26 protein-coding genes are annotated in these 22,100 nt (G+C 68.5%); 9 read left to right on the forward strand and 17 right to left on the reverse strand.

Going from position 1 to position 22,100, the window contains the following annotated elements; genetic code table 11:
• Positions 1 to 6: 6 nt before the first annotated feature.
• The 6 genes from G020_RS0100180 to G020_RS0100205 form a co-directional block, all read right to left on the reverse strand.
• Entirely contained in the window at positions 7 to 444 is a 438-nt protein-coding gene (locus G020_RS0100180) for a ClpXP protease specificity-enhancing factor (protein ID WP_018947386.1), read from the reverse strand.
• Positions 441 to 1,067: a glutathione S-transferase N-terminal domain-containing protein gene (locus tag G020_RS0100185; RefSeq protein WP_018947387.1), complete on the reverse strand. Its 627-nt coding sequence runs from the start codon at positions 1,065 to 1,067 to the stop codon at positions 441 to 443. The genes G020_RS0100180 and G020_RS0100185 overlap by 4 nt, the downstream gene beginning before the upstream one ends.
• Before the next feature lie 100 nt (positions 1,068 to 1,167).
• A complete protein-coding gene (locus G020_RS0100190; RefSeq protein ID WP_018869858.1) occupies positions 1,168 to 1,905 on the reverse strand; it encodes a cytochrome c1 in 738 nt (245 codons plus the stop codon).
• Positions 1,905 to 3,314, reverse strand: coding sequence for a cytochrome bc complex cytochrome b subunit (locus tag G020_RS0100195; RefSeq protein ID WP_018869857.1), 1,410 nt, complete (start codon positions 3,312 to 3,314; stop codon positions 1,905 to 1,907). Before G020_RS0100195 ends, G020_RS0100190 begins: the two co-directional genes overlap by 1 nt.
• Complete coding sequence (petA, locus tag G020_RS0100200) at positions 3,314 to 3,919, reverse strand: ubiquinol-cytochrome c reductase iron-sulfur subunit (RefSeq protein ID WP_024328190.1); 606 nt, start codon at positions 3,917 to 3,919, stop codon at positions 3,314 to 3,316. Before petA ends, G020_RS0100195 begins: the two co-directional genes overlap by 1 nt.
• A 233-nt stretch (positions 3,920 to 4,152) precedes the next feature.
• Positions 4,153 to 4,899 carry a Nif3-like dinuclear metal center hexameric protein gene (locus tag G020_RS0100205; protein WP_018947391.1) on the reverse strand — a complete coding sequence of 249 codons (747 nt, stop codon included), beginning with the start codon at positions 4,897 to 4,899 and terminating at the stop codon, positions 4,153 to 4,155.
• A gap of 125 nt (positions 4,900 to 5,024) precedes the next feature.
• Between G020_RS0100205 and G020_RS0100210 the strand changes: the two genes are divergently transcribed.
• Positions 5,025 to 6,146 carry a trypsin-like peptidase domain-containing protein gene (locus G020_RS0100210; protein ID WP_024328191.1) on the forward strand — a complete coding sequence of 374 codons (1,122 nt, stop codon included), beginning with the start codon at positions 5,025 to 5,027 and terminating at the stop codon, positions 6,144 to 6,146.
• A gap of 33 nt (positions 6,147 to 6,179) precedes the next feature.
• On the opposite strand, the gene hisC is transcribed toward G020_RS0100210, so the two are convergent.
• The 11 genes from hisC to G020_RS0100265 all read right to left on the reverse strand — a co-directional run bounded on the left by hisC (position 6,180) and on the right by G020_RS0100265 (position 15,613).
• Entirely contained in the window at positions 6,180 to 7,241 is a 1,062-nt protein-coding gene (gene hisC / locus G020_RS0100215) for a histidinol-phosphate transaminase (RefSeq protein ID WP_051130305.1), read from the reverse strand.
• A gap of 32 nt (positions 7,242 to 7,273) precedes the next feature.
• Positions 7,274 to 8,578: a histidinol dehydrogenase gene (gene hisD, locus G020_RS0100220; protein WP_018947394.1), complete on the reverse strand. Its 1,305-nt coding sequence runs from the start codon at positions 8,576 to 8,578 to the stop codon at positions 7,274 to 7,276.
• Positions 8,579 to 8,600: 22 nt separating this feature from the next.
• Complete coding sequence (locus G020_RS0100225) at positions 8,601 to 9,668, reverse strand: 3-deoxy-7-phosphoheptulonate synthase (protein WP_018947395.1); 1,068 nt, start codon at positions 9,666 to 9,668, stop codon at positions 8,601 to 8,603.
• Between the two features lie 11 nt (positions 9,669 to 9,679).
• A complete protein-coding gene (gene hisG, locus G020_RS0100230; protein ID WP_018947396.1) occupies positions 9,680 to 10,330 on the reverse strand; it encodes an ATP phosphoribosyltransferase in 651 nt (216 codons plus the stop codon).
• Position 10,331: 1 nt separating this feature from the next.
• Positions 10,332 to 11,591, reverse strand: coding sequence for a UDP-N-acetylglucosamine 1-carboxyvinyltransferase (murA, locus tag G020_RS0100235; protein ID WP_018947397.1), 1,260 nt, complete (start codon positions 11,589 to 11,591; stop codon positions 10,332 to 10,334).
• A 99-nt stretch (positions 11,592 to 11,690) separates the two neighbouring features.
• Entirely contained in the window at positions 11,691 to 12,023 is a 333-nt protein-coding gene (locus G020_RS0100240; RefSeq protein WP_018947398.1) for a lipid asymmetry maintenance protein MlaB, read from the reverse strand.
• Positions 12,020 to 12,712, reverse strand: a complete 693-nt coding sequence (locus G020_RS0100245) for a phospholipid-binding protein MlaC (protein ID WP_024328193.1) — start codon at positions 12,710 to 12,712, stop codon at positions 12,020 to 12,022. Before G020_RS0100245 ends, G020_RS0100240 begins: the two co-directional genes overlap by 4 nt.
• 35 nt (positions 12,713 to 12,747) lie before the next feature.
• Entirely contained in the window at positions 12,748 to 13,206 is a 459-nt protein-coding gene (gene mlaD / locus G020_RS0100250) for an outer membrane lipid asymmetry maintenance protein MlaD (protein WP_018947400.1), read from the reverse strand.
• Positions 13,207 to 13,223: 17 nt separating this feature from the next.
• Complete coding sequence (gene mlaE / locus G020_RS0100255) at positions 13,224 to 14,006, reverse strand: lipid asymmetry maintenance ABC transporter permease subunit MlaE (protein WP_018947401.1); 783 nt, start codon at positions 14,004 to 14,006, stop codon at positions 13,224 to 13,226.
• Positions 13,999 to 14,886 carry an ABC transporter ATP-binding protein gene (locus G020_RS0100260; protein WP_369774015.1) on the reverse strand — a complete coding sequence of 296 codons (888 nt, stop codon included), beginning with the start codon at positions 14,884 to 14,886 and terminating at the stop codon, positions 13,999 to 14,001. Before G020_RS0100260 ends, mlaE begins: the two co-directional genes overlap by 8 nt.
• A 55-nt stretch (positions 14,887 to 14,941) precedes the next feature.
• Complete coding sequence (locus G020_RS0100265) at positions 14,942 to 15,613, reverse strand: hypothetical protein (protein WP_231363021.1); 672 nt, start codon at positions 15,611 to 15,613, stop codon at positions 14,942 to 14,944.
• Positions 15,614 to 15,665: 52 nt separating this feature from the next.
• Here G020_RS0100265 and G020_RS0100270 point away from each other — a divergent pair, with 52 nt between their 5' ends.
• Genes G020_RS0100270 through lptB form a run of 8 tightly spaced genes read left to right on the forward strand, consistent with a single transcriptional unit; the run spans position 15,666 to position 22,051 of the window.
• Positions 15,666 to 16,751: an LLM class flavin-dependent oxidoreductase gene (locus G020_RS0100270; protein ID WP_024328195.1), complete on the forward strand. Its 1,086-nt coding sequence runs from the start codon at positions 15,666 to 15,668 to the stop codon at positions 16,749 to 16,751.
• A 4-nt stretch (positions 16,752 to 16,755) separates the two neighbouring features.
• Positions 16,756 to 17,703, forward strand: coding sequence for an NAD-dependent epimerase/dehydratase family protein (locus tag G020_RS0100275; RefSeq protein ID WP_024328196.1), 948 nt, complete (start codon positions 16,756 to 16,758; stop codon positions 17,701 to 17,703).
• 18 nt (positions 17,704 to 17,721) lie between these two features.
• Positions 17,722 to 18,696, forward strand: a complete 975-nt coding sequence (locus tag G020_RS0100280) for a calcium/sodium antiporter (RefSeq protein ID WP_024328197.1) — start codon at positions 17,722 to 17,724, stop codon at positions 18,694 to 18,696.
• Positions 18,687 to 19,664, forward strand: coding sequence for a KpsF/GutQ family sugar-phosphate isomerase (locus G020_RS0100285; protein ID WP_024328198.1), 978 nt, complete (start codon positions 18,687 to 18,689; stop codon positions 19,662 to 19,664). Before G020_RS0100280 ends, G020_RS0100285 begins: the two co-directional genes overlap by 10 nt.
• Positions 19,664 to 20,200 (forward strand): HAD family hydrolase, encoded by a 537-nt coding sequence (locus G020_RS0100290; RefSeq protein ID WP_018947408.1) that lies wholly within the window; start codon positions 19,664 to 19,666, stop codon positions 20,198 to 20,200. Before G020_RS0100285 ends, G020_RS0100290 begins: the two co-directional genes overlap by 1 nt.
• The gene (gene lptC / locus G020_RS0100295) at positions 20,197 to 20,775 is read left to right on the forward strand and encodes an LPS export ABC transporter periplasmic protein LptC (RefSeq protein ID WP_024328199.1); all 579 of its coding nucleotides are present in this window, start codon (positions 20,197 to 20,199) and stop codon (positions 20,773 to 20,775) included. Before G020_RS0100290 ends, lptC begins: the two co-directional genes overlap by 4 nt.
• On the forward strand, positions 20,772 to 21,314 hold the full coding sequence (gene lptA, locus G020_RS0100300) for a lipopolysaccharide transport periplasmic protein LptA (RefSeq protein ID WP_018947410.1): 543 nt from the start codon (positions 20,772 to 20,774) through the stop codon (positions 21,312 to 21,314). The genes lptC and lptA overlap by 4 nt, the downstream gene beginning before the upstream one ends.
• Positions 21,311 to 22,051: an LPS export ABC transporter ATP-binding protein gene (gene lptB, locus G020_RS0100305; RefSeq protein ID WP_024328200.1), complete on the forward strand. Its 741-nt coding sequence runs from the start codon at positions 21,311 to 21,313 to the stop codon at positions 22,049 to 22,051. Before lptA ends, lptB begins: the two co-directional genes overlap by 4 nt.
• Positions 22,052 to 22,100 lie beyond the last annotated feature (49 nt).

Here is a 22,100-nt window from a genome sequence, read left to right on the forward strand (position 1 = left end):
CCGCCCTTACTTGACCACGGTCAGAGACGGGCCGCCCTTGCGCCGGGGCGCCTCGTCGCCACCCTCGCCGCCATCACCCGTGTCATCACCGTCATCCGGCGGCCCGTCTCCGGGACCGGGGTCCGGATCCGGCCCGGGCTCGCTGCCGAACATCATCCCCTGGCCGTTCTCGCGCGCGTAGATGGCCATCACCGCGGTCTGCGGCACGAAGACATCCATCGGACTGCCGGCGAACCGGGCCGAGAACGACACGTACTCGTCGCCCAGCTCCAGACCCTGGACGGCCGTGGGGCCGACATTCAGGGTGATCTTGCCCTGCTCGACGAAGGCGTCCGGCACGGCCGTGCCGTCCACCGTGGCATCCACCAGCAGGTGCGGTGTCATGCCGTTGTCGGTGATCCAGTCCCACAGGGCACGCAGCAGATAGGGGCGGGAAGAAGTCAAAGACGCAGCTCCCGTTCGGCTTCGGTGAGGCTGATGGAGAAGGATTCGCGCCGGCACACCCGTTCGGCATAGTCCTGGATCGCCTGCGGCAGGCTTTCCAGTTCGATGCCCACGGCCGGCAGCCGCCAGATGACCGGGGCGATGGCCGCATCCACGATACTGAACTCGTCACTCAGGAAGTACGGCTTGAGTTCAAAGATCTCGCCGGAGGCGATGAAGCTCTCCTTGAGCACCTTGCGGGCCTTGCTGACCCCGGAACCCGAAGCCTTCGCGAGGTTGTCCAGTCCCTCGTACCAGTCGCGCTCGACGCGATAGAGCGCCAGACGCGCGGCCGCGCGGGAGACCGGATCCACCGGCATCAGGGGCGGATGCGGGAAGCGTTCGTCGAGATACTCGGTGATGACATGGGTCCCGTACAGGGCCAGATCCCGGTCCACCAGGGTGGGGACCTCGTTGTACGGGTTCAGGTCGGAGAGATCTTCGGGCATGTCGTCGGGCCCGAGATTGATCACGTCCACCGCGATGTCCTTCTCGGCGAGGATGATGCGCACCCGGTGACAGCGCACGCAGTCGTGTGCAGAAAACAGCGTCATAACGGAACGGCGGTTGGCGACCAGCGCCATGGCATTCTCCCTAGCCCGGCATGGGGTTCCGCCGGGTCGACGGTACAGGATGCCGGCGCACCCCGGTCCTCCGGGGCACGCCGACTACGGCTCGTCCCGCCTAGTGTACGTCCTTCCAGTATTCCTTTTTCAAGAAGTACGCCAGCACGGTAAAGAAGGCGAGGAAGATCATCACGAAGACCCCGATCCGCTGGCGCTCCAGCTGCACGGGTTCGCCGATGTACGACAGGTAGGTGACGATGTCGCGCACCGCTCGATCGTATTCGGTCGGACTCATGCTGCCGCTCTCGACCAGTTCCAGGCGTTCGTTGCCATCCTCGTCCTCGACCAGCTCCTGCCAGCCCTGCTTGTGCCACAGGACATGCGGCATGCCGACATTACTGAAGATGGTGTTGTTGGCGCCCAGCGGACGGGACTCGTCGCGGTAGAACGACTTGAGGAAGGTATACAGCCAGTCCTCGCCGTGGATGCGGGCGGTCAGGGTCAGATCCGGCGGGACAACACCGAAGGCCTCTTCGGCATAGTCGTCTTCCATGGCGATCTCCATAAGCGAACCGACACCTACCGGCTCACCCTCTTCGTCGGTGACGAAGATGAAGTGCTCTTCCATGTGCTCTTCGGTCAGGCCGATACCCTTGCCGACCCGGTTGTAACGCTCGTACTTGGTCGAGTGGCATCCCATGCAGTTGTCCGCGAACAGGCGGGCACCCCGCTGCAGCGCGTTCTGGTTGGAGATGTCCACGTTGGCCGACATCAGCTCGCTGGCGCCGGCGGTACCCGCCGGCCCCATGAACAGGGCCGCAAGGCCCACGAAGGTTGCAGCAATCAGCTTTTTCATCACGAAGTCACCCTTTGCGGAACGGCACGGTCACGGCCCAGACCACGTGCGAACACGGGGGCCACCATGGTCACGAACAGATAAACGGTCGGGATGAGCCAGCCCCACATGATCAGGGAGGCTTCGTCCGGATCGAAGCGGACCACGTCGTAGAACGTGTAGATCGCGACCAGCACCAGGAATGCCAGGATGCTGAAGCCGGCCGAACGCTCCCGCGACAGGAACCACAGCAGGAAGAAGAACAGGAAGTACACCTGAGCGAAGCGCAGGCTCATGTCGCTCACCGCGGTGGTGGCCTGCTGCAGGCCCAGCCAGCCGAGGATCACGAACGCCACCACGAACACCGCCAGGTTGAACTTGGCCGCGAACGAGCGATAGCGCATCGACTTCACGGGGTTGCGGTCCAGCCACGGGATGACGAACAGGATCACCACCGCGGCCCCCATGGCCACCACGCCCAGGAACGGATCCGGCACGGAGCGCAGCACCGAGTACATCGACGTGAAGTACCAGACCGGCGGGATCAGGTCGGGGGTCACCAGCGGATCGGACGGGATGAAGTTGTCCGGCTTCAGGAAGTAGCCGCCACCCTCGGGGGCGAAGAACACGATCGCGAAGAACACGATCAGGAACACGCCCACTCCGACGATGTCCTTCACGGTGTAGTACGGGTGGAACGGGATGCCGTCCTTCGGAATGCCGTTCTCGTCCTTGTGGGCCTTGATCTCGACGCCGTCGGGATTGTTCGAGCCCACCTCGTGCAGCGCGATGATGTGCGCGGCCACCAGCAGGATCAGCACCAGCGGAAGGGCCACCACGTGCAGCGCGAAGAAGCGGTTCAGCGTCGCGTCGGACAGCAGGAAGTCACCGCGGATCCAGGTCACCAGTTCCGGCCCGATGTACGGGATGGTCTGGAACAGGTTCACGATCACCTGCGCGCCCCAGTAGGACATCTGGCCCCACGGCAGCAGATAGCCGGCGAAGGCCTCGGCCATCAGCACGACATAGATCAGCATGCCGAAGATCCAGATCAGCTCGCGTGGCTTCTTGTAGGAGCCGTACAGGAGCGCCCGGAACATGTGCAGATAGACCACGACGAAGAACATCGAGGCGCCGGTGGAATGCATGTAGCGGATGAGCCAGCCCCATTCCACGTCACGCATAATGTACTCGACGGACGAGAAGGCGAGCTCCGCGTCCGGCTTGTAGAACATGGTCAGGAAGATGCCGGTGACGATCTGAATGACCAGCACCAGCAGGGCCAGCGAGCCGAAGAAATACCAGAAGTTGAAGTTCTTCGGCGCGTAATACTTGGCCAGGTGGTCGTTCCACATCTGGGACAGGGGGAAGCGTGCATCCACCCAGCCCAGGAAGCCGCCCTGGATCTTTTCGTCCGGATTACTGGCCATCAGACGGTCCCTCCTTCTTCGTCGTCTTCGCCCACCAGGATCACGTCGTCCGTGAGGTACTTGTACGGCGGGATCACGAGATTGGTGGCCGCCGGCATGTTGGAGTAGACGCGTCCGGCCATGTCGAAGCGGGAACCGTGGCAGCCGCACAGCCAGCCGCCCTGCCAGGCGGCCCCCATCTCGGGATCACCGATTTCCGGACGATAGCTCGGCGAGCAGCCCAGATGGGTACAGATGCCGATCACGACGAGGAACTCGGGATCGATCGAACGGTGTTCGTTCTGGGCGTAAGGAGGCTGCTGCTCCTCGACTTCGGAGTTCGGGTCGCGCAGACGGTCCGTGATCCTGGACAGCCCTTCGATCATCTCGTCCGTGCGCCGAACCACCCAGATGGGCTGGCCGCGCCACTCGACGGAGATGCGCTGGCCCGGTTCGATCTCGCCGAGGGCGACCTCGACCGGAGCCCCGGCCGCCTGGGCGCGCGCACTCGGCTGCAGGGACGCCAGCATCGGTGCGGCTACTGCAGCCACACCGGCCCCGCCCACGACCGAAGTCGCGGCGACGAGGAACCGGCGACGGCCTCGATTTACGCCTTGGTTTGCCATGTTTGTCTCTCCAAACAACGTGTTGAAAGCGTGATGCGAGGATGCACCCGCCGGGCGCAGCCTGCTCGAAGGAGCCTTTTGGCTCTCTTGTTCGGACCCGACGGGCGGGCAGGAAAATCGTAATAGAATTCCCGAACACGCTAATAAGGTCAAGTACGACGCGGATCGTCGCGGCGTCGCAGGATCCGGGGCGCCCGCCGGCAGCAGACGGCTGCGGCCCGCGGCGCAGGGTATCAGGCCGGGTTGTCGAGATCGAGGAATTCGTGGGTCAGGTCGAACGTCCGCGCGCACCATTCACCCAGTGCCCGCGGTCCGCCCCGCTCCGTCGCGTGGTGGCCGGCGGCCAGGTAGTGCACGCCCAGCTCGCGCGCCTCGTGCGTGGTCTGCTCGGAGATCTCGCCGCTGATGTAGGCATCGGCGCCCAGCTCGGCGGCGCGGGGCAGCAACGACTGGGCGCCCCCGCTGCACCAGGCCACGCGACGGACGGGGTGTTCGCCAGCGGTGACGAGCAGGGGCTCGCGCCCGAGGGCAGTAGCGATGCGACTGGCAAGCCCCGGGGCCGAGAGCGGCTCGTCCGGCGCGCCGACCAGGCCCACGCCGTCGTCGCGCAGCGTACCGTCGGCCACCAGCCCCAGGTCGCGTGCCAGGGAGGCGTTGTTTCCTACCTCCGGATGGGCGTCCAGGGGTAGATGGTAGGCGACGAGGTTCATCCCGCTCTCCAGCAGACGGCGGATCCGGCGCTGCTTCATGCCGGTGATGACCTGCGGCTCGCCTTTCCAGAAATAGCCGTGATGCACCAGCAGGACATCGGCGCCGCGCTCGGCGGCGGCCTCGATGGTGGCAGCGGAGGCGGTCACGGCACTGACCACGTGGCGCACCTCGGTGCGGCCCTCGACCTGCAGGCCATTGGGACAGTAATCGGTAAACCGGGCAGGCTCGAGTTTGGCGTCGAGGCCCGCAAGCAGCTCGTCACGATGCATGGGAGGGACTCCGGTTCCGGCCGGGCCGACGACCCGGGCAAGGGGTTGGGACTGGGGGTGTCAGGATCACATGATCCGCGCGGGCGGGCGTGCACATGGACCCGTGTTTCCTTAAGCTCACGCATATGGTGAATTTTTCTCGCTTCTTCCTGCAAGCCGCGGCGACCGGCGTGCTGATCGCGGTGGCGATCGCGGTGTTCTTCCCGGACTGGCTCGGTACGGGCGAGGACGGCACGACCGTGGACCGGGTGGCAACGCCGGCCGAGGATGCCACAGCCGCGCCCGCTTCCTATGCGCCGGCCGTGGAACGCTCGGCCCCGGCCGTGGTGAACATCATGGCCTCGCGCACCGTGGAGCCAGACCCGGGCATGCTGCTGGAGGAATTCTTCGGCCGCCGGGTCCCGCCGCCCGGCGAACGCGAGGAGTCCAGCCTGGGCTCGGGCGTGATCATGACCGGGCAGGGGCACATACTGACCAACCATCACGTGATCGAAGAAGCCGAGGCGATCGCGGTGGTCCTGCCCGATGATCGGGCGCTGCCCGCGGAGATCATCGGGATCGATCCGGACACCGACCTGGCGGTGCTGCGGGTGGAGACCGAGGAGCCGCCGGTCGCCCCCCTCGGCCGGTCCAGCGATCTGCGGGTGGGCGATGTGGTCCTCGCCATCGGCAATCCCTTCGGGGTGGGCCAGACCGTGACCCAGGGCATCGTGTCGGCCACCGGCCGCAACCGTCTGGGCATCAACACCTTCGAGGATTTCATCCAGACCGATGCCGCCATCAATCCCGGCAATTCGGGCGGGGCGCTGATCAATGCGCACGGCGAGCTGGTGGGGATCAACACCGCGATCTTTTCCCGCTCCGGCGGCTCCCACGGGATCGGCTTTGCGATCCCGGCGGATCTGGCCCGTGACGTGATGACCCAGATCATTGAACAGGGCTATGTAACGCGCGGCTGGCTGGGGATCGAAGTCCAGTCCCTGAGCCCGGACCTCGCCCGCTCGTTCGGTGTCGAGGATGCCCTGGGGGTACTGGTTGCCGGTGTGCTACGCGACGGACCGGCGGCCGAAGCTGGCATCGAGCCCGGGGACGTGATTACTCACCTCAACGGTGACCGGGTGGAATCCCCGCGCGATGCCCTCGACATCATCGCCCGCACGGCGCCGGGCGAATCACTGGACATCCGCATCGAGCGCGCCGGCGACCGCCACGACCTGGCAGCAGAAGTCGCCCAGCGCCCCATCTGACGCCAGGCGCACGCCGCCCCGGAAAACGCAGTCTCAGCTCCGCGCCAGCGCGGCCTCCAGCGCCTCGAGAAAACGGTCGTTGTCTTCCGGACGGCCCACGGTGACCCGCAGGTGGTCGGCCAGCAACGGATGCGCACGGCCCACGTCCTTGATCAGCACGCCCCGCTCGCGCAGCCCGGCGAACACCGCCGCACCCTGCCCCTCCCCGACCCGGAAGAGGACAAAATTGGCCTGCGACGGAACCACCGAGGTGACGCCGGCCAGCGCCTCCAGGGCCTGCAGCAGGCGCTCGCGCTCGGCCACGATCGCGCGCGCCTGACCGTCCAGTACGTCACGATGATCCAGGGCAAAGCGGACGCTGCGCTGAGTCAGGGTGTTGATATTGTAGGGCAGGCGCAGCCGGTCCAGCGCGTCGATCCAGGCAGACTCCGCCGCCAGGTAGCCCAGCCGGGTACCCGCCAGGCCGAGCTTGGACACCGTCCGCATCACCAGCAGGCCTGCGGTACCCCCGGCCTGTGGCATGAAGCTGTGTCCGGCGAACGGCGCGTAGGCCTCGTCCACCACGGTGATGCCGGGATTGGCTTCGATCACCGCCTGCACCGTCGCGGGGTCTTCCAGACGACCGGTCGGATTATTGGGATGGGCCAGGAACACGATCGCCGGCTGCTCCTCGCGGATCGCCGCCAGCAGGGCATCCAGGTCGAGGGCAAAGTCGGGCCGCAGGGACACGCCGCGGAAGGGCACACCCAGCGCGCGCGCCAGCACGCCGTACATCACGAATCCGGGCTCGGGCGCAATCACCGGCCGTCCGCTGCCGGCCACTGCCTGGATCAGAATCTGGATCAGCTCGTCGGAGCCGTTGCCGAACATCAGCCCGGCGCCCTCGGGCACCGCCTCAACCGCACGCACGCGCGCCGCCAGATCGCGCGCCGCGGCATCCGGGTAGCGATTGAGCTCGGGCTCGCGCAGGGCTTCCAGCCAGGCGGCCTCCAGCTCGCCCGGCCAGGGCCACGGATTTTCCATCGCGTCCAGCTTGAGCAGCCCCGTGGCATCCGCCACCGCGTAGGCCGGCTGCGCCAGAACCTCCGGGCGCATCAGGTCTTCCGGCCGGTCGTGGCGGCCCGCGCTCACGATTCCCGCCGCAGTTCCGCGGAACGTGCGTGCGCGGTCAGCCCCTCGCCATGGGCCAGTTCCGCAGCGGTGCGCCCCAGCCGCGCCGCGCCTTCGGGCGAACACTGGATGATGCTGGAGCGTTTCTGGAAGTCGTAGACCCCCAGCGGTGACGAGAAACGCGCGGTGCGCGAGGTCGGCAGAACGTGGTTGGGCCCGGCGCAGTAGTCGCCCAGGGCTTCGGAGGTATGACGGCCCATGAACACCGCGCCGGCGTGCCGCAGCCCGGCGTCCAGCGCCGCCTGCGGGTCAGCCAGCGAGAGCTCCAGGTGTTCGGGGGCGACCCGATTGGCCACCGCAACCGCATCGTCGAGGTCGCGCGCGGCGATCAACGCGCCCCGATTCTGCAGACTCGTGCGAATGATGTCGGCACGCGGCATTTCCTCCAGCAGGCGGTCCATGGCCTCGTTCACCCGATCGAGAAAGGCATGGTCCCAGGACACCAGGATCGACTGGGCCTGCTCGTCGTGCTCCGCCTGGGAGAACAGGTCGGCCGCGATCCACTCGGGATCGGTCTCGCCGTCGCAGACCACCAGGATCTCCGACGGACCGGCGATCATGTCGATCCCGACGGTACCGAAGACCTCGCGCTTGGCCGCGGCGACAAAGATGTTGCCGGGGCCGACGATCTTGTCCACCGCCGGGATGGTCGCGGTCCCGTAGGCCAGCGCCCCTACCGCCTGGGCACCGCCCACGGTGAACACCCGGTCGACACCGGCGACCGCCGCGGCTGCCAGGACCAGGTCGTTCAGCTCGCCGTCCGGCGCCGGCACCACCATGATCAGCTGGCCGACACCGGCCACCCGGGCGGGCACCGCATTCATCAGCACCGAGGATGGATAGGCGGCCTTGCCGCCCGGCACGTAAAGGCCTACCGAGTCCAGCGGGGTCACCCGCTGCCCCAGCACCGTGCCGTCGGCGTCGGTGAACTGCCAGTCCTGCATCGACTGGTGTCGGGCGTATTCGCCGATGCGTTCGGCGGCGGTCTCCAGCGCCTCGCGCTGCGCCGCGGGTATCGCCTCCAGCGCCGCCTGCAGGCGTTGCTGCGGGACTTCCAGCCCGGCGACCGAGTCGCGCTCCAGGCGGTCGAAGCGCTCGGTATAGCGCAGCACCGCGGCGTCCCCCTCGGCCTTCACCGCATCGAGGATCTCGCGCACCGCGTCGCGCACCCCGGCCTCCTCGCCGGACTCCCAGGCGAGCAGGCGCTCCAGTTCGGTTGCGAATCCGGTGTCCCGCGTGTCGAGTCGCTTGATCGAAGGCATGGCGTGTCCTCGTGCCCGGGCGTCAGGCCGGGGTGTTGTGCTTGCGGCGCGCGCGCACGGCTTCCGCCAGCCCGCGCAAGGTGGCCTCGGAGTCATCCCAGCCCATGCAGGCGTCGGTGATGCTCTGGCCGTAGTTCAACGGCTGCCCCGGGAGGATATCCTGGCGCCCGCCGAGGAGATGGCTTTCCAGCATCACCCCGATGATCCGGCGATCCCCCCCGGCGATCTGCTCGCCCAGCACCCGCGCGACCTCCATCTGCTGCGCCGGGTCCTTGCGCGAGTTGGCGTGGCTGCAGTCCACCATCACCTGTTCGGGCAGCTCGGCCATCTGCAGCTCCCGGCACGCCTGGTCGATGCTTTCGGCATCGTAATTGGGCTGCCTGCCACCGCGCAGGATGATGTGGCAATCGTCGTTACCGGCGGTGGAGAAGATCGCCGAACGCCCGGCCTTGGTGACCGACAGGAAGTGGTGCGGCCGCGACGCCGAACGGATCGCGTCGATCGCCACCCGCAGACTGCCGTCGGTGGAATTCTTGAAGCCCACCGGGCACGACAACCCGGAGGCCAGCTCGCGATGCACCTGGCTCTCGGTGGTACGGGCGCCGATCGCGCCCCAGGCGACCAGGTCGGCAATGTACTGCGGGCTGATCAGGTCGAGGTACTCGGTGGCCGCCGGCATGCCCTTGACCGCCAGATCGCGCAGCAGCCCGCGTGCCACGCGCAGCCCCTTGTTGATGTGGAAGCTGCCGTCCAGATCCGGATCGTTGATCAGGCCCTTCCATCCCACCGTGGTACGCGGTTTCTCGAAATACACCCGCATCACGATGTTCAGCGCATCGGAGAGTTCGTCGCGCAGGGGCTTGAGGCGGTCGGCATAGTCCAGCGCGGCATCCACGTCGTGGATCGAGCAGGGGCCCACGATCACCTGCAGGCGGTCGTCCTCGCCATGCAGGATCCGATGGCAGGCCTGGCGGGCCTCGTACACCGTGTCGGATGCCGCATCGGTGATCGGCAGTTCGTCGCGCACGGTGTCCGGAGCGGACACCTCCTGGATGTCACGGATCCTGAGGTCGTCGGTATCGGCGGTCATGGCAGTCTCGGTTACGTCGTCGCGGGCGTCACGGCCTCGCGCAGGTTCTCAATGAGATTTTGAATCAGTCCATGTCTCATCTTCATGGCTGCCTGATTCACGATCAACCGGGAACTGATGGGGGCAATCTCCTCCAGCGGCTCCAGGCCGTTGGCGCGCAGCGTATTGCCGGTATCCACCAGATCCACGATGTAGTCGGCCAGACCCACCAGCGGCGCCAGCTCCATCGAGCCGTAGAGCTTGACGATCTCCACCTGGCGTCCCTGGCTGGCGAAATAATTACGCGCGATGTTCACGAACTTGGTCGCGATCCGCAGGCGCGTGCCCGGGTCCGGCTGCTGCCCCGGGTGGCCGGCCAGCATCATGCGGCAGCGCGCGATGCCCAGGTCGAGCGGCTCGTACAGCCCGGCGGCCCCGTGCTCCATCAGCACGTCCTTTCCCGCCACTCCCACCGCGGCGGCACCGTGCTGTACGTAGGTCGGCACGTCGGTGGTCCGCACCACCACGATCTTCACGTCCTCGCGCGTGGTGTCGAGGATCAGCTTGCGCGTCTTGTCCGGATCCTCCAGCGGCTCGATCCCCGCCTGTGCCAGCAGCGGCAGGGTATCCTCGAGGATGCGCCCCTTGGACAGGGCAATGGTCAGGGTATTGGCGTCCATCATGTCAGGCAGGCTCCCGGCGAATCGTTGCGCCGATCTGGCTCAGTTTTTCCTCGATGCATTCATAACCGCGATCGATATGGTAGATGCGCTCCACGGCGGTCTCCCCCTCGGCGACCAGACCGGCGAGGATCAGGCTGGCCGAGGCGCGCAGGTCGGTGGCCATCACCGGCGCACCGACCAGCTGCTCCACGCCCTCGACGATCGCGGTGTTCCCCTCGATGGTGATCCGGGCGCCCATACGCTGCAGTTCCAGCGCGTGCATGAAGCGGTTCTCGAACACCGTCTCCACCACCGAACCGGTCCCCTCGGCCACTGTGTTCATGGCCATCATCTGCGCCTGCATATCGGTCGGGAACGCGGGAAACGGCGCAGTCCGCAGATTCACCGCCCGCGGGCGACGCCCCCGCATGTCCAGATCGATCCAGTCCGAACCGGTCTCCACCCGGGCGCCCGCCTCGTCCAGCTTGGCCAGTACCGCGTCGAGCAGCGACGGCCGGGTGTTGCGGGTGCGCACATGCCCACGGGTCATGGCGGCCCCGACCAGGAAGGTCCCGGTCTCGATGCGATCGGGCATCACGTCGTAATCGCAGCCATGCAGGCGTTCCACGCCTTCGACCCGGATGGTGTCGGTCCCGGCACCGCGGATTTTCGCCCCCATCGCGGTGAGGCAGTCCGCCAGGTCCACCACCTCGGGCTCGCGGGCGGCGTTTTCGATCAGCGTCTCCCCCTCGGCCAGGGTCGCCGCCATCAGCAGGTTCTCGGTGCCGGTGACGGTGACCTGGTCGAACACCACCCGCGCGCCCTGCAGGCGTCCGGCCCGCGCATGGATGTAGCCACCATCGACGTCGATCTCGGCACCCAGCGCCTCCAGCCCGCGCAGATGCAGATTCACCGGCCGCGAGCCGATCGCGCAGCCGCCGGGCAGGGACACCTCGGCCTCGCCGAAGCGCGCCAGCAGCGGCCCCAGCACCAGGATGGACGCACGCATCGTCTTGACCAGATCGTAGGGCGCAACACACTGGGTCAGGGTGGTGGGATCCACCTCGATGCGCATGCGCTCGTTCACCGTGAGGCTCACGCCCATGCGCCCCAGCAGCTCCATGGTGGTGGTCACGTCCTGCAGGTGCGGCACGTTGCCGATCACCATGGGGCTGTCGGCCAGCAGCGTCGCCGACAGGATGGGGAGTACCGCGTTCTTGGCGCCGGAGACCCAGACCTGACCGTCCAGGGGCTCGCCGCCGGTGATGATGAGCTTGTCCATGTATTGCCCGGTTCGCAAGCCGGGCCAGGAGCGGACCGGCAAAACCCGCAATGATAACGAAACTGCGTCGCCGGCGCGCGGCGCCCCGCCCCGGGCCAGTCAGTGGCAGCCGGGCGGATCCGCCGCCTTCGCCGCGGATTCGCTGATCACGCCCCGCAGGTCGTACAGTTCCAGCAGGGGCTCCAGCCGTGCGGGCACCGGCTCGAACACCAGGAAATGCCCCCTGTGCCGGGCCTGGCGCCACAGAGTCACCAGAAATGCCAGACCGGCACTGTCGATGCGCCCGGTGTCGCCCAGCGCCACCCGGGCATGTTCGGGCAGGCCCTGCCACAACGGGCGCACCTGGCGCTCCAGCCCCGGCACGGTCACGAAGGTCAGATGACCGCGCAGGACCAGGCCCGCGTCATCGGCGGTAATCCGGGCGTCGCTCACCGGTCCTCCGCGGCGTCGGTCTCCTCGGCCACGTCGTCCACCGCCTCCTCGATCAGCTCCTCGTCACCATCCTCCAGGCGTGCGATCAGCTCCTCGAGCCCGTTGTTGGCGATCTCGTCCCCGAAGCGGCTGCGGAAATTGCCGACGAAGGACAGCCCCTCGGCCTCCACATCGAACACCTTCCATTCGCCGTTGACCGGGCGCAGGCGGTAATTGACCTGCAGATTGGACTGCCCGGAGCCCATCACGATCTCGCTGGCCACCACCGCCATGCGGTCGTCCTCGCGCGAGCGCCGTTCGATGATGCGCACCTCCTTGTCCAGGTGATCCGCCAGCTGCACCCCGTAGACCTGCAGCAGGGTGGTCGTGAACGCCTCGGTGAAACGCTCACGCTGCTCGTCGGACGCATCACGCCAGTGGCGCGCCAGCACCAGCCGCGCCATCCCGTCCACGTCGACATGCGGCAGCACGTACTCGCGCAGCACCTCGATCACGAACTCGGGCTCCTCCTGCGCGCGATCTTCATTCTCGCGCAGGACCTTGTAAACCTCGTCCACCGAGCGCTCCATCATCTGCGCCGGGCTTTCGGCCTGGGCGGCCGGGGCCAGCGTCGCCAGCAGCAGGGCCGTCGCGGCCAGCCATGCCGGCGCGGTACGCGGGGAACGAACGAAATTCGGCAACAAACGCATGGCACACTCCCTCGGTATTGGGTGGCCGGGATGACTCAGTCATCCCCCATGTTGGTCATGAACCGGCCGATCAGGTTCTCGAGGACCACGGCCGACTGGGTGAACAGGATCCGGTCACCGTCCTGCAGGGTATCGTAGTCGCCACCCGGCTCCAGCGCGACGTACTGTTCGCCCAGCAGTCCTGCGGTATGGATACTCGCCTGGGTGTCCGCCGGCAAATAGTCGTGTTCCGAACGGATGGCCAGGGTCACCTTCGCCTCGAAGGCCTCGGGGTCGTAGCGGATGTCGGCCACGCGCCCGACCCGCACCCCGGAGATGTTGACCGGCGCGCGCACCTTCAGCCCGCCCACGTTGGAGAAGTAGGCGGTCACCTCGTAGGTGTCGCCGTCGCGGTAATCGGTAATGTTGCTGACCTGCACCGCCAGATAGAACAGCGCCGCCACGCCCAGGAGCACGAACACCCCGACGGCCAGCTCGACGAAACGCATCTTCATGGTTGCTTCTCCACTCCTCAGTTCCCGCCGAACATCAGCCCGGTCAGGATGAAATCGAGCCCCAGTACCGCCAGCGAGGAGACCACCACGGTCTGCGTGGTCGCGCGCGAGATGCCTTCCGAGGTCGGCGTGGCATCCATGCCCTGGAACACCGCGATCCAGCTGACCACGAAGCCGAACACGATGCTCTTGATGACCCCCGACATGACGTCCTCGTTCCAGTCGGTCACCGCCTGCATCTGCGAGAAGTACGCACCGCTGTCCACGCCCAGCAGACCCACCCCGACGATGTAACCGCCCATGACGCCCACCGCGCTGAACATCGCGGCGAGCAGCGGCATGGAGAGGAACCCGGCGACGAAGCGCGGCGCAAACACCCGGCGGTAGGGGTTCACCGCCATCATCTCCATCGCCGAGAGCTGCTCGGTGGTCTTCATCAGGCCGAGTTCGGCGGTCAGCGCGGAGCCGGCGCGTCCGGCGAACAACAGCGCGGTCACCACCGGGCCCAGCTCGCGCACCAGTGACAGCGCGACCACGCCGCCCAGGGCCTCGGCGGCACCGAAGTCCACCAGGGTGATGTAGCCCTGATACGCCAGCACCATGCCCACGAACAGCCCGGCAACCACCACGATAAGCACCGAGCGCACACCCACCGAGTAGACCTGCCACACGGTCAGGCCGAAGCGCCGCACCACGGCATCCAGCGCGGCGAAGATCCGCAGCAGGAACATCGAGGCCCGCCCCAGCACCGCCAGCGCATCCAGGCTGAAGCGCCCGACCGACGCGATCGCGTCAATCATGGTTGCGCCCTCCCGCGTCCAGCAGATCGTCCTGATACGAGGCCCCGGGGTAATGGAACGGCACCGGACCATCCGGCCGGCCTTCCAGGAACTGGGCGGACCAGTCGGAGGCCCGCGCCTGCAGCGCATCCGGCGGCCCGGCATCCACCGCGCGCCCCTCGGCGATCAGCACCACGTGATCGGAGATGCTCATGGCCTCATTCACGTCGTGCGACACCAGCACGCTGGTGAGCCCGAGACTGTGGTTGGTGCGCCGGATCAGGGTCACGATCTGGCCCATGGTGATGGGATCCAGGCCGGTGAACGGCTCGTCGTACATGATCAGTTCCGGATCCAGCGCCAGTGCCCGTGCCAGCGCCACGCGCCGGGCCATGCCGCCGGACAGCTCGGCCGGGTCCATGTCGCGCGCCGCGCGCAGACCGACCGCCTCCAGCTTCATCAGCACCAGGGTCCGCAGGATATCCTCGGGCAGCTCGGTGTGTTCGCGGAGCGGGAAGGCCACATTCTCGAACACCGACAGATCGGTCAGCAGGGCCCCGGTCTGGAACAGCAGCCCCATGCGCTTGCGCACCGCGTACAGCCGGCGTGTGGAAAGCCGCCCGATCTCCTCGCCATCGACCAGGATGCGTCCCGCATCCGGTCGCAGCTGGCCGCCGATCAGCCGCAGCAGCGTGGTCTTGCCGCTGCCGCTGGGGCCCATCACGGTCGTCACGCGCCCGCGCGGCACCTCCAGCGAAAGACCATCGAAGATGGGCTTCCGGCCACGACGGAAATGCAGGTCCTCCACCACGATGTGCGGCGTTTCGGCGGATGCGGACTGGCTCACATTCGAGTCTCCCGGGATGCGGACGCGGCGTCCCTCGCAGCGCGGCGCATGCATGGACGCCGGAGTCTGGCCCCGGCCGCACGGTGCGTCAAACCACCGTGTACATTGATCAGTGTTTCCCCAACAGTTTCGCGATGGTGCGCACACCGTCGAGCACGCCCGGCGAGGCCTCGAGGAACACCGGCAGCGCCCCTGCGGGGCTGCATCCGGCCACGGCCTCCACCAGCACGCGCCAGTCGGCGGGATCCGGCTCGCCCGCAGGACGCAGACGCCAGAACCCCGGCCCCTCTCCGGCATGGAGCTGCGGGTACCACACCGCTTCGTCGACCCCGGGCAACCCCACGGATTCGCCCGGCCCTGCCACCTGCAGGCGCTCCAGGCCCGCACCCCGCAGCCCGGCAACCGCCGCCTCGACGGCCACCCCTGGTTCGAACGCCACCCCCTCAAGGCGCTCTCCGAGGACCCGTGCCAGGCCCGTCAGGCCGGCGACTCCGGCCGTGGCCTCGGTCTCCGGCGGCCAGCTCACGGTGACGCGCAGATTGGGCGGCACCGCGTCGTCCCAGTCCCCGAACGGGGCGGAGAGCGCCCCGTCGGCCCCCAGCACCCCGGGCACGAACACCCGCGAGCGGAAATGGCCGAGATAGGCCAGTTGCCAGTCCAGCGGCAGACTGGCCGGGAAATACCCGTCCCAGGCCGGCGTACCCGGCCGGGCGACCGCGGCCGGCTGAACCTGTACGCGCATCCCTTCGGTGGCCGCGTCCGATGGATCTCCTGCCGTCATATTCCCCCCGTTGCGACTTGCCAGCACCCCGGTGGCGCGGCACAGTTTCCCGATGTACTTCGACCTCTTCCACGAGATCTCGGTCCCCGAATTCCTCGATATCGACGAACACCGCGCGATCGAGGACACCCTTGCACTGTGGGACCTCGCCGACACCCTCGGATTCAACACCGCGTGGCTGGTGGAACACCACCTGATGCCGGAATTCTCGCATTCCACCGCGCCGGATCTCGTGCTCGCCGCAGCCAGCCAGCGCACCCGGAACCTGCGCCTGGGCCTGGGGGTCGTGCCCCTGCCCTATCACCACCCGCTGCGGGTCGCGCAACGCGTCGGCATGCTCGACCAGCTCTCCGGCGGCCGCCTGGAGCTGGGCATCGGCCGCGGCTTCTCGCCGCCGGAATATGCCACATTCGGCGCCGAGATGAGCGAGGGCCGCGCCCGGGTGGATGCCGGACTGGATGCCCTGCGCCAGGCCTTCGCCACCGGCCGCATCACTCAGCACGGGCCCTTCCACCACCTCGACGACGTCCCGGTGATGCCGGCACCGCTGCAGGACCCGCACCCGCCGCTGTGGACCGCCGCGGTCAGTCCCGAGTCGTTCACCTGGGCGGCGGAACAGGGCATCGGTGCGCTGGCCGGCCCGTTCAAGCCGTGGCAGATGATCCGCGAGGACATCCGCCTGTACCGCGAGGGCTGGACCCATGCCGGCGGCGACACCCCGCACCCGCCGCGCGTGGGCATGACCCTCGGCGTGCTGTGCCTGCCGGACGGCAAGCGCGCCCGGCGTGAGGCCAAGCCCGCGTTCGAATGGTTCTACCGCAACATGTTCCGGCAGACCCTGCCGGTGCTGGAACGCCTGATCGAGGGCTACGACTACTACCGCTCGCTGGGCCGCTTCCGCCACCTGGTCAAGGCCGGGATCAACCTGAAGATCCTCGACATGCTGGGCATGACGCTGGTCGGCACCCCCGAGGAATGCCGCGAGCGCATCGAGGCCCTGCGCGAGGCGGGCGTGGATCACCTGCTGCTGGCTTTCGGCGCCGGGGCCGTGCCGCGCGAACTGGCGGAGGAGTCCATGCGCTGCTTCGCCGAAGAGGTCATGCCGGAATTCCTCGATGGCCCCGATCCGGCCCGATAACCGCATGCGCGTTGCCGTCACCGGTGCGGCGGGTCGTATCGGCCGGGTCCTGCTGCCCGAACTGCTGCACACCCCGGAGGTCGAGCGGATCATTGCCCTGGATCGCGAACCGGCGGACTTTCCCGGCGCCGCCACCCTGCCGGCGGACCGCTACGACCTGCGCCAGAAGGATCTGACGCAACTGACGCCCGAAGACCTCACCGGTGCCGATACCCTGGTGCATCTGGCCTTCCAGCTGATGGGCGGCCACGGCGGGCGCCGCCGCCACGATCGCGAATGGGTGCGCCGACAGAACGTGGAACTGTCGCGGTCGGTCTTCGCGACCGCCGCACAGGCCGGTGTGCGCCATGTAGTGTTCCTCTCCAGCGCCGCGGTCTACGGCCCGTGGCCGGACTCGCCCGCCCCCCTGGACGAGGACCAGCCGCTGCGCCCGCGCTTCCCCTACGCCGAGGACAAGGTCGCCACCGAACAGGCCCTGGAGGCCACGGGGCGCGACTATCCCGATCTGGTCTCCACCGTCCTGCGGCCGCCCGCGGTAGTCGGGCCGCATGCCCACCCGCTGCTGCAGCGGATCGCCCGCAGCCGCCTTCACCCGGCCGGGATCGACGCGCCGGTGCAGATCCTGTGGGAAGAAGACGCCGCGCGGGCAATCGCCGCCGCGGTCACCCGCCGCGCCCCGGGCTGCTTCAACCTGGGCACCGAACCGGTGTGGTCGCTGCGTGCCATGGCCCGTTACGGTCGGCGCCTGACCCTGCCGGTACCCGCCGGCCTCATTCGCAGACTGCACCCGCTGGCCTGGCGCCTGAGCGCACGGGCCGGTGATCCGGGCTGGGTGCGCGGGCTCGACGGCCCGCTGGTCCTGGACTGCACGCGCGCACGCCGGGAACTCGACTGGCAACCCCGGGTCACGACCCCGGAGTGCCTCGAGCGCCTGCGGGTCGGCAATCGATAGGGGGCGACCGGACCGCGCATGCTGCTGCCGCTGCTCGCCGTCGTCGGTGGTCTCGTGCTGCTCGCCGCCAGTGCCGATCGCTTCGTGTTCGGCGCCGCCGGCCTGGCGCGCGGGCTCGGGGTCTCGCCGGTGCTGATCGGCCTTACCGTAGTCGCCTTCGGCACTTCGGCCCCGGAGATCATCGTCTCGCTGCTGGCCAGCCTGCAGGGAGCACCGGGGCTGGCGGTGGGCAACGCGATCGGCTCGAACATCGCCAACCTGGGACTGGTACTCGGGCTGGCCGCCCTGATCGCCCCGATCATCGCCGGTCACGGGCTGGTACGACGCGAACTGCCACTGTTGCTGCTGGCCACGCTCGGTGTGCTGTTGCTGCTGCTGGACGGCCGGCTGGCGCGGGCGGAAGGGGTGATCATGCTGGCCGGCCTGATCGCGGTCGTGGTCTGGATGATCCGCGCGGCCCGCCACCCCGGCACGCCCCCGGAGTCCGACCCCGGGCTGGCCCCGCCCCCGCCGGCGGCCACGCCCGGCGGTTTCCCGACCGCCCTGGGGTGGCTCGCCGGCGGTCTGGTGGTGCTGCTGGCGAGCAGCCAGGCGCTGATCTGGGGGGCAGTCGAGATCGCCACCGCCCTGGGAGCCGGCGAACTGCTGATCGGCCTGACCCTGGTCGCGATCGGCACCAGTCTGCCGGAACTGGCCACCACCGTGGCCAGCGCGCTGCGCCGCGAAACCGGCATGGCCCTCGGCAACGTCGTCGGTTCCAATCTGTTCAACCTGCTGGCGGTGCTGGCGGTACCCGCCCTGATCGCGCCGCTGGCGGTGGAACCCGCAGTGCTGACCCGTGACTATCCGGTGATGCTGGCCCTGACCGTGGCGGTGCTGCTGGCCGCCCGCTTCGGCCCGGGACGCATCACCCGCTGGCACGGAGCCCTTCTCCTTCTGGCCTTCAGCGGCTACCTTGTGACTCTCGCAATCACGGCACCGGCATGGATCTGAACCCCGACACAACCCGCAAGCTTGCACTGGCCGTCCTCGAAAATGAGGCCGACGCGGTGCGCGGCCTCACCGCGCGCATCGACGACGCCTTCCTCGCGGCCTGCCGGCACATCCTCGCCTGTCGCGGGCGGGTGGTGGTTACCGGCATGGGCAAGTCCGGCCACATCGGCAGCAAGCTGGCGGCCACCCTCGCCTCCACCGGCACGCCGGCGTTCTTCGTGCATCCGGGCGAGGCCAGCCACGGCGATCTCGGCATGATCACCCGCGACGACGTAGTGATCGCCCTGTCGAACTCCGGCGAGACCGACGAGATCCTCACCATCCTGCCGCTGATCCGACGCCTGGACGTCCCGCTGATCGCGATGACCGGCAACCCCGGCTCGCGCCTGAGCACCGATGCCAGCGTACACCTGGATGTCAGCGTGGAACACGAGGCCTGCCCGCTGGGGCTGGCGCCGACCTCCAGCACCACCGCGGCCCTGGCGATGAGCGATGCCCTGGCGGTGGCGGTGCTGGACGCGCGCGGCTTCACCGCGAACGACTTCGCCCGCTCGCATCCCGGCGGCCGCCTCGGGCGTCGCCTGCTGATCCACGTCGGCGACATCATGCATACCGGCGAAGCGATCCCGCGCATCGCACCAGACGCGCCGCTGAAGGATGCGCTGTTCGAGATCACCCGCAAGGGGCTGGGACTGGTGATCGTCAGCGACGCCGACGCGCGAATCCTGGGGGTCTTCACCGACGGCGACCTGCGCCGCACCCTGGACCTCGGCCACAGCCTCGACAGCCTGACCATCGGCGAGGTCATGACCCGCGACGGCCACACCGCCGGTGCCGACTGGCTGGCGGCCGAGGCCCTGGAGATGATGGAGAGCCGCCGGATCAACGCCCTGCCGGTGGCCGACGCCGACCACCGCCTGCAGGGAGTCATCAACATGCACGACCTGCTGCGCGCGGGGGTGGCCTGATGAACACCGAAACCGACCTTTCCACCCTGCAGCGGACCACCCGACTGCTGATCCTGGACGTCGACGGCGTGCTGACCGACGGCGCGCTGTTTCTCGGCGACGGTGGCGAACAGTACAAGGCCTTCCACAGCCGCGACGGCCACGGCCTGCGCATGGCCATGGACGACGGGCTGGAGGTCGCAATCCTCACCGGGCGGCAGTCGGCGGTCGTGGAGCATCGCCTGCGGGATCTGGGCATCCGTCACTGCATCCAGGGCCGGCGGGACAAGGGCGCCGCGCTGGCGCAATTGCTGGAGCAGACCGGGCACCGCGCCGCCGAGGCCGCGTTCGTGGGCGACGACGTGGTCGATCTGCCGGCGATGCGCAGGGTTGCCCTGGGCATCGCGGTCGGCGACGCCCATCCGTTCGTGCGCCAGCACGCGCAGTGGGTCACCACGGCCGGTGGCGGGCGCGGCGCGGTGCGCGAAGTCTGCGAGGACCTGCTGGCCGCGCGCGGCCGCCTCGAGGCCGTGCTCGAAAGCTACCTGCACGCATGAGCCCGGATCCGCGTCGCGCCCTGCTCGCCGCCTGGCTGCTGACCACCGGGCTCCTGCTCGCCGGGCCGACAGCGGCCGAGCCGCCTGCCGAACCCGCGGCCGACGCCGAACCCACGCTGCAGATCGAGGGGTTTACCGCGCATGTCACTGGCGAGGACGGGCGGCCCACCCACCGCCTGCAGGGGGCGCGGCTGCGCGAATACGACCGGGATGCGGTCCAGTTCATCGATGACCCGGAGCTGGATCTGCTGGACCAGCGGGGCCTGAACTGGACCTGGCGGGCCCCGCGCGCGGCGCATCAGCCCGATCGCGAACTGCTGCATACCTTCGGCCACACCCGCGGCGTGCGCCCCGAACGCAACGAGCGCGTGCGCACGGTGATCGAGTCGCGCGACGTGCGCGTGGCGCTGGACACCCGGCTGACGACCTCGTCGGCGTCGAGCACTCTGGAACAGCCGGGACTGTTCCAGCGGGGTACCGGCCTGCGCGCCGACCCGCAAGCGGATACCATTGAACTGCTCGCCGAGGTCTACACGCTGTACAGCGACCTGCCGCAGGAGGACCGCCCGGAATGAACCCGGCCACAACCGAACATCGCCGCGCGGGCATCCGCCGACCGGCCCCGCTGCTTGCCGTGGCGGGCGTACTCGCACTGATCCTGGCGGCCCCGCCGGCGACCGGCCGCGAGGATGCCCTGCCGGTGGAGATCACCGCGGACCACGCCGAGATGGACGAACGCGCGGGCACCGGCACCTACACCGGCGACGTGATCGTGGTGCGCGGCGATGCCACGCTGGAAGCAGACCGCGTGATCGTGCACATGCGCGAGCGCCGCCCCTACGAGATCGAGGCCCACGGCGAGCCCGCACGCCTGGAGTCGCCCGATCCCGAGACCGGCGAGATGCGCATCGCCGAAGGGCTGCGCATCGACTATTTCCTCGACGAGGAACGCGTGATCCTGACCGAACGGGCGCGCGTCATCACCGCCGCCGAGGATGCCCGCGGGCAGCGCATCACCTATGACCTCGAGCGCGACGTGATCCGCGCGGAACGCGGCGACACCGACGACGAGCGCGTGCACATCCGCCTGCAGCCACGCGAGGACGATCCATGAGGCCCGCGGCCAACGGCCATCTGGTCGCCCGCGAGCTGAGCAAGCGCTATGGCCAGCGTACCGTGCTGGACGCAATGGACGTGGACCTGGTGCCCGGCGAGGTGGTCGGCCTGCTGGGACCCAACGGGGCCGGCAAGACCACCTGTTTCTACAGTCTGGTCGGCCTGATCCGGCCCAATACCGGGCGCATCACCCTGGGCGGGCGCGACATCACGCAGGCCCCCATCCACGAACGCGCCCGCGCCGGGCTGGGCTATCTCCCACAGGAGGCCTCGATCTTCCGCCGCCTGTCGGTCCAGGACAACCTGCAGGCAGTGCTGGAACTGCGGCCCGGACTGGACCGCCACGAGCGCCGCCGCATCGGCGATGCCCTGATCGAGGAATTCCAGCTCGAAACCGTGCGCCACAGCCCCGGCATCGCGTTGTCCGGAGGCGAACGGCGGCGCGCCGAGATCGCCCGTGCGCTGGCCGGTGATCCGCGGTTTATCTGCCTGGACGAACCCTTCGCCGGGGTCGACCCGATCTCGGTCAGCGAGATCCAGGAAGTGATCCGCCACCTGGCCGAACGCGGCATCGGCGTACTAATCTCGGACCACAACGTGCGCGAGACCCTGGGCATCTGCCACCGCGCCTACATCCTCAGCGAGGGGCACCTTCTGAGCGCGGGAACGCCGGAGGAACTGCTGGACGATGCCCGCGTGCGCGAGGTCTACCTCGGCGAAAATTTCCGCCTGTGACACCGATCGCCACATCCGGCCGGTGCACAAGGCCACAACAAGGGATTAC

The sequence above is a fragment of the Thioalkalivibrio sp. ALR17-21 genome, from assembly GCF_000420185.1.
GTDB classification, from domain to species: domain Bacteria; phylum Pseudomonadota; class Gammaproteobacteria; order Ectothiorhodospirales; family Ectothiorhodospiraceae; genus Thioalkalivibrio; species Thioalkalivibrio halophilus.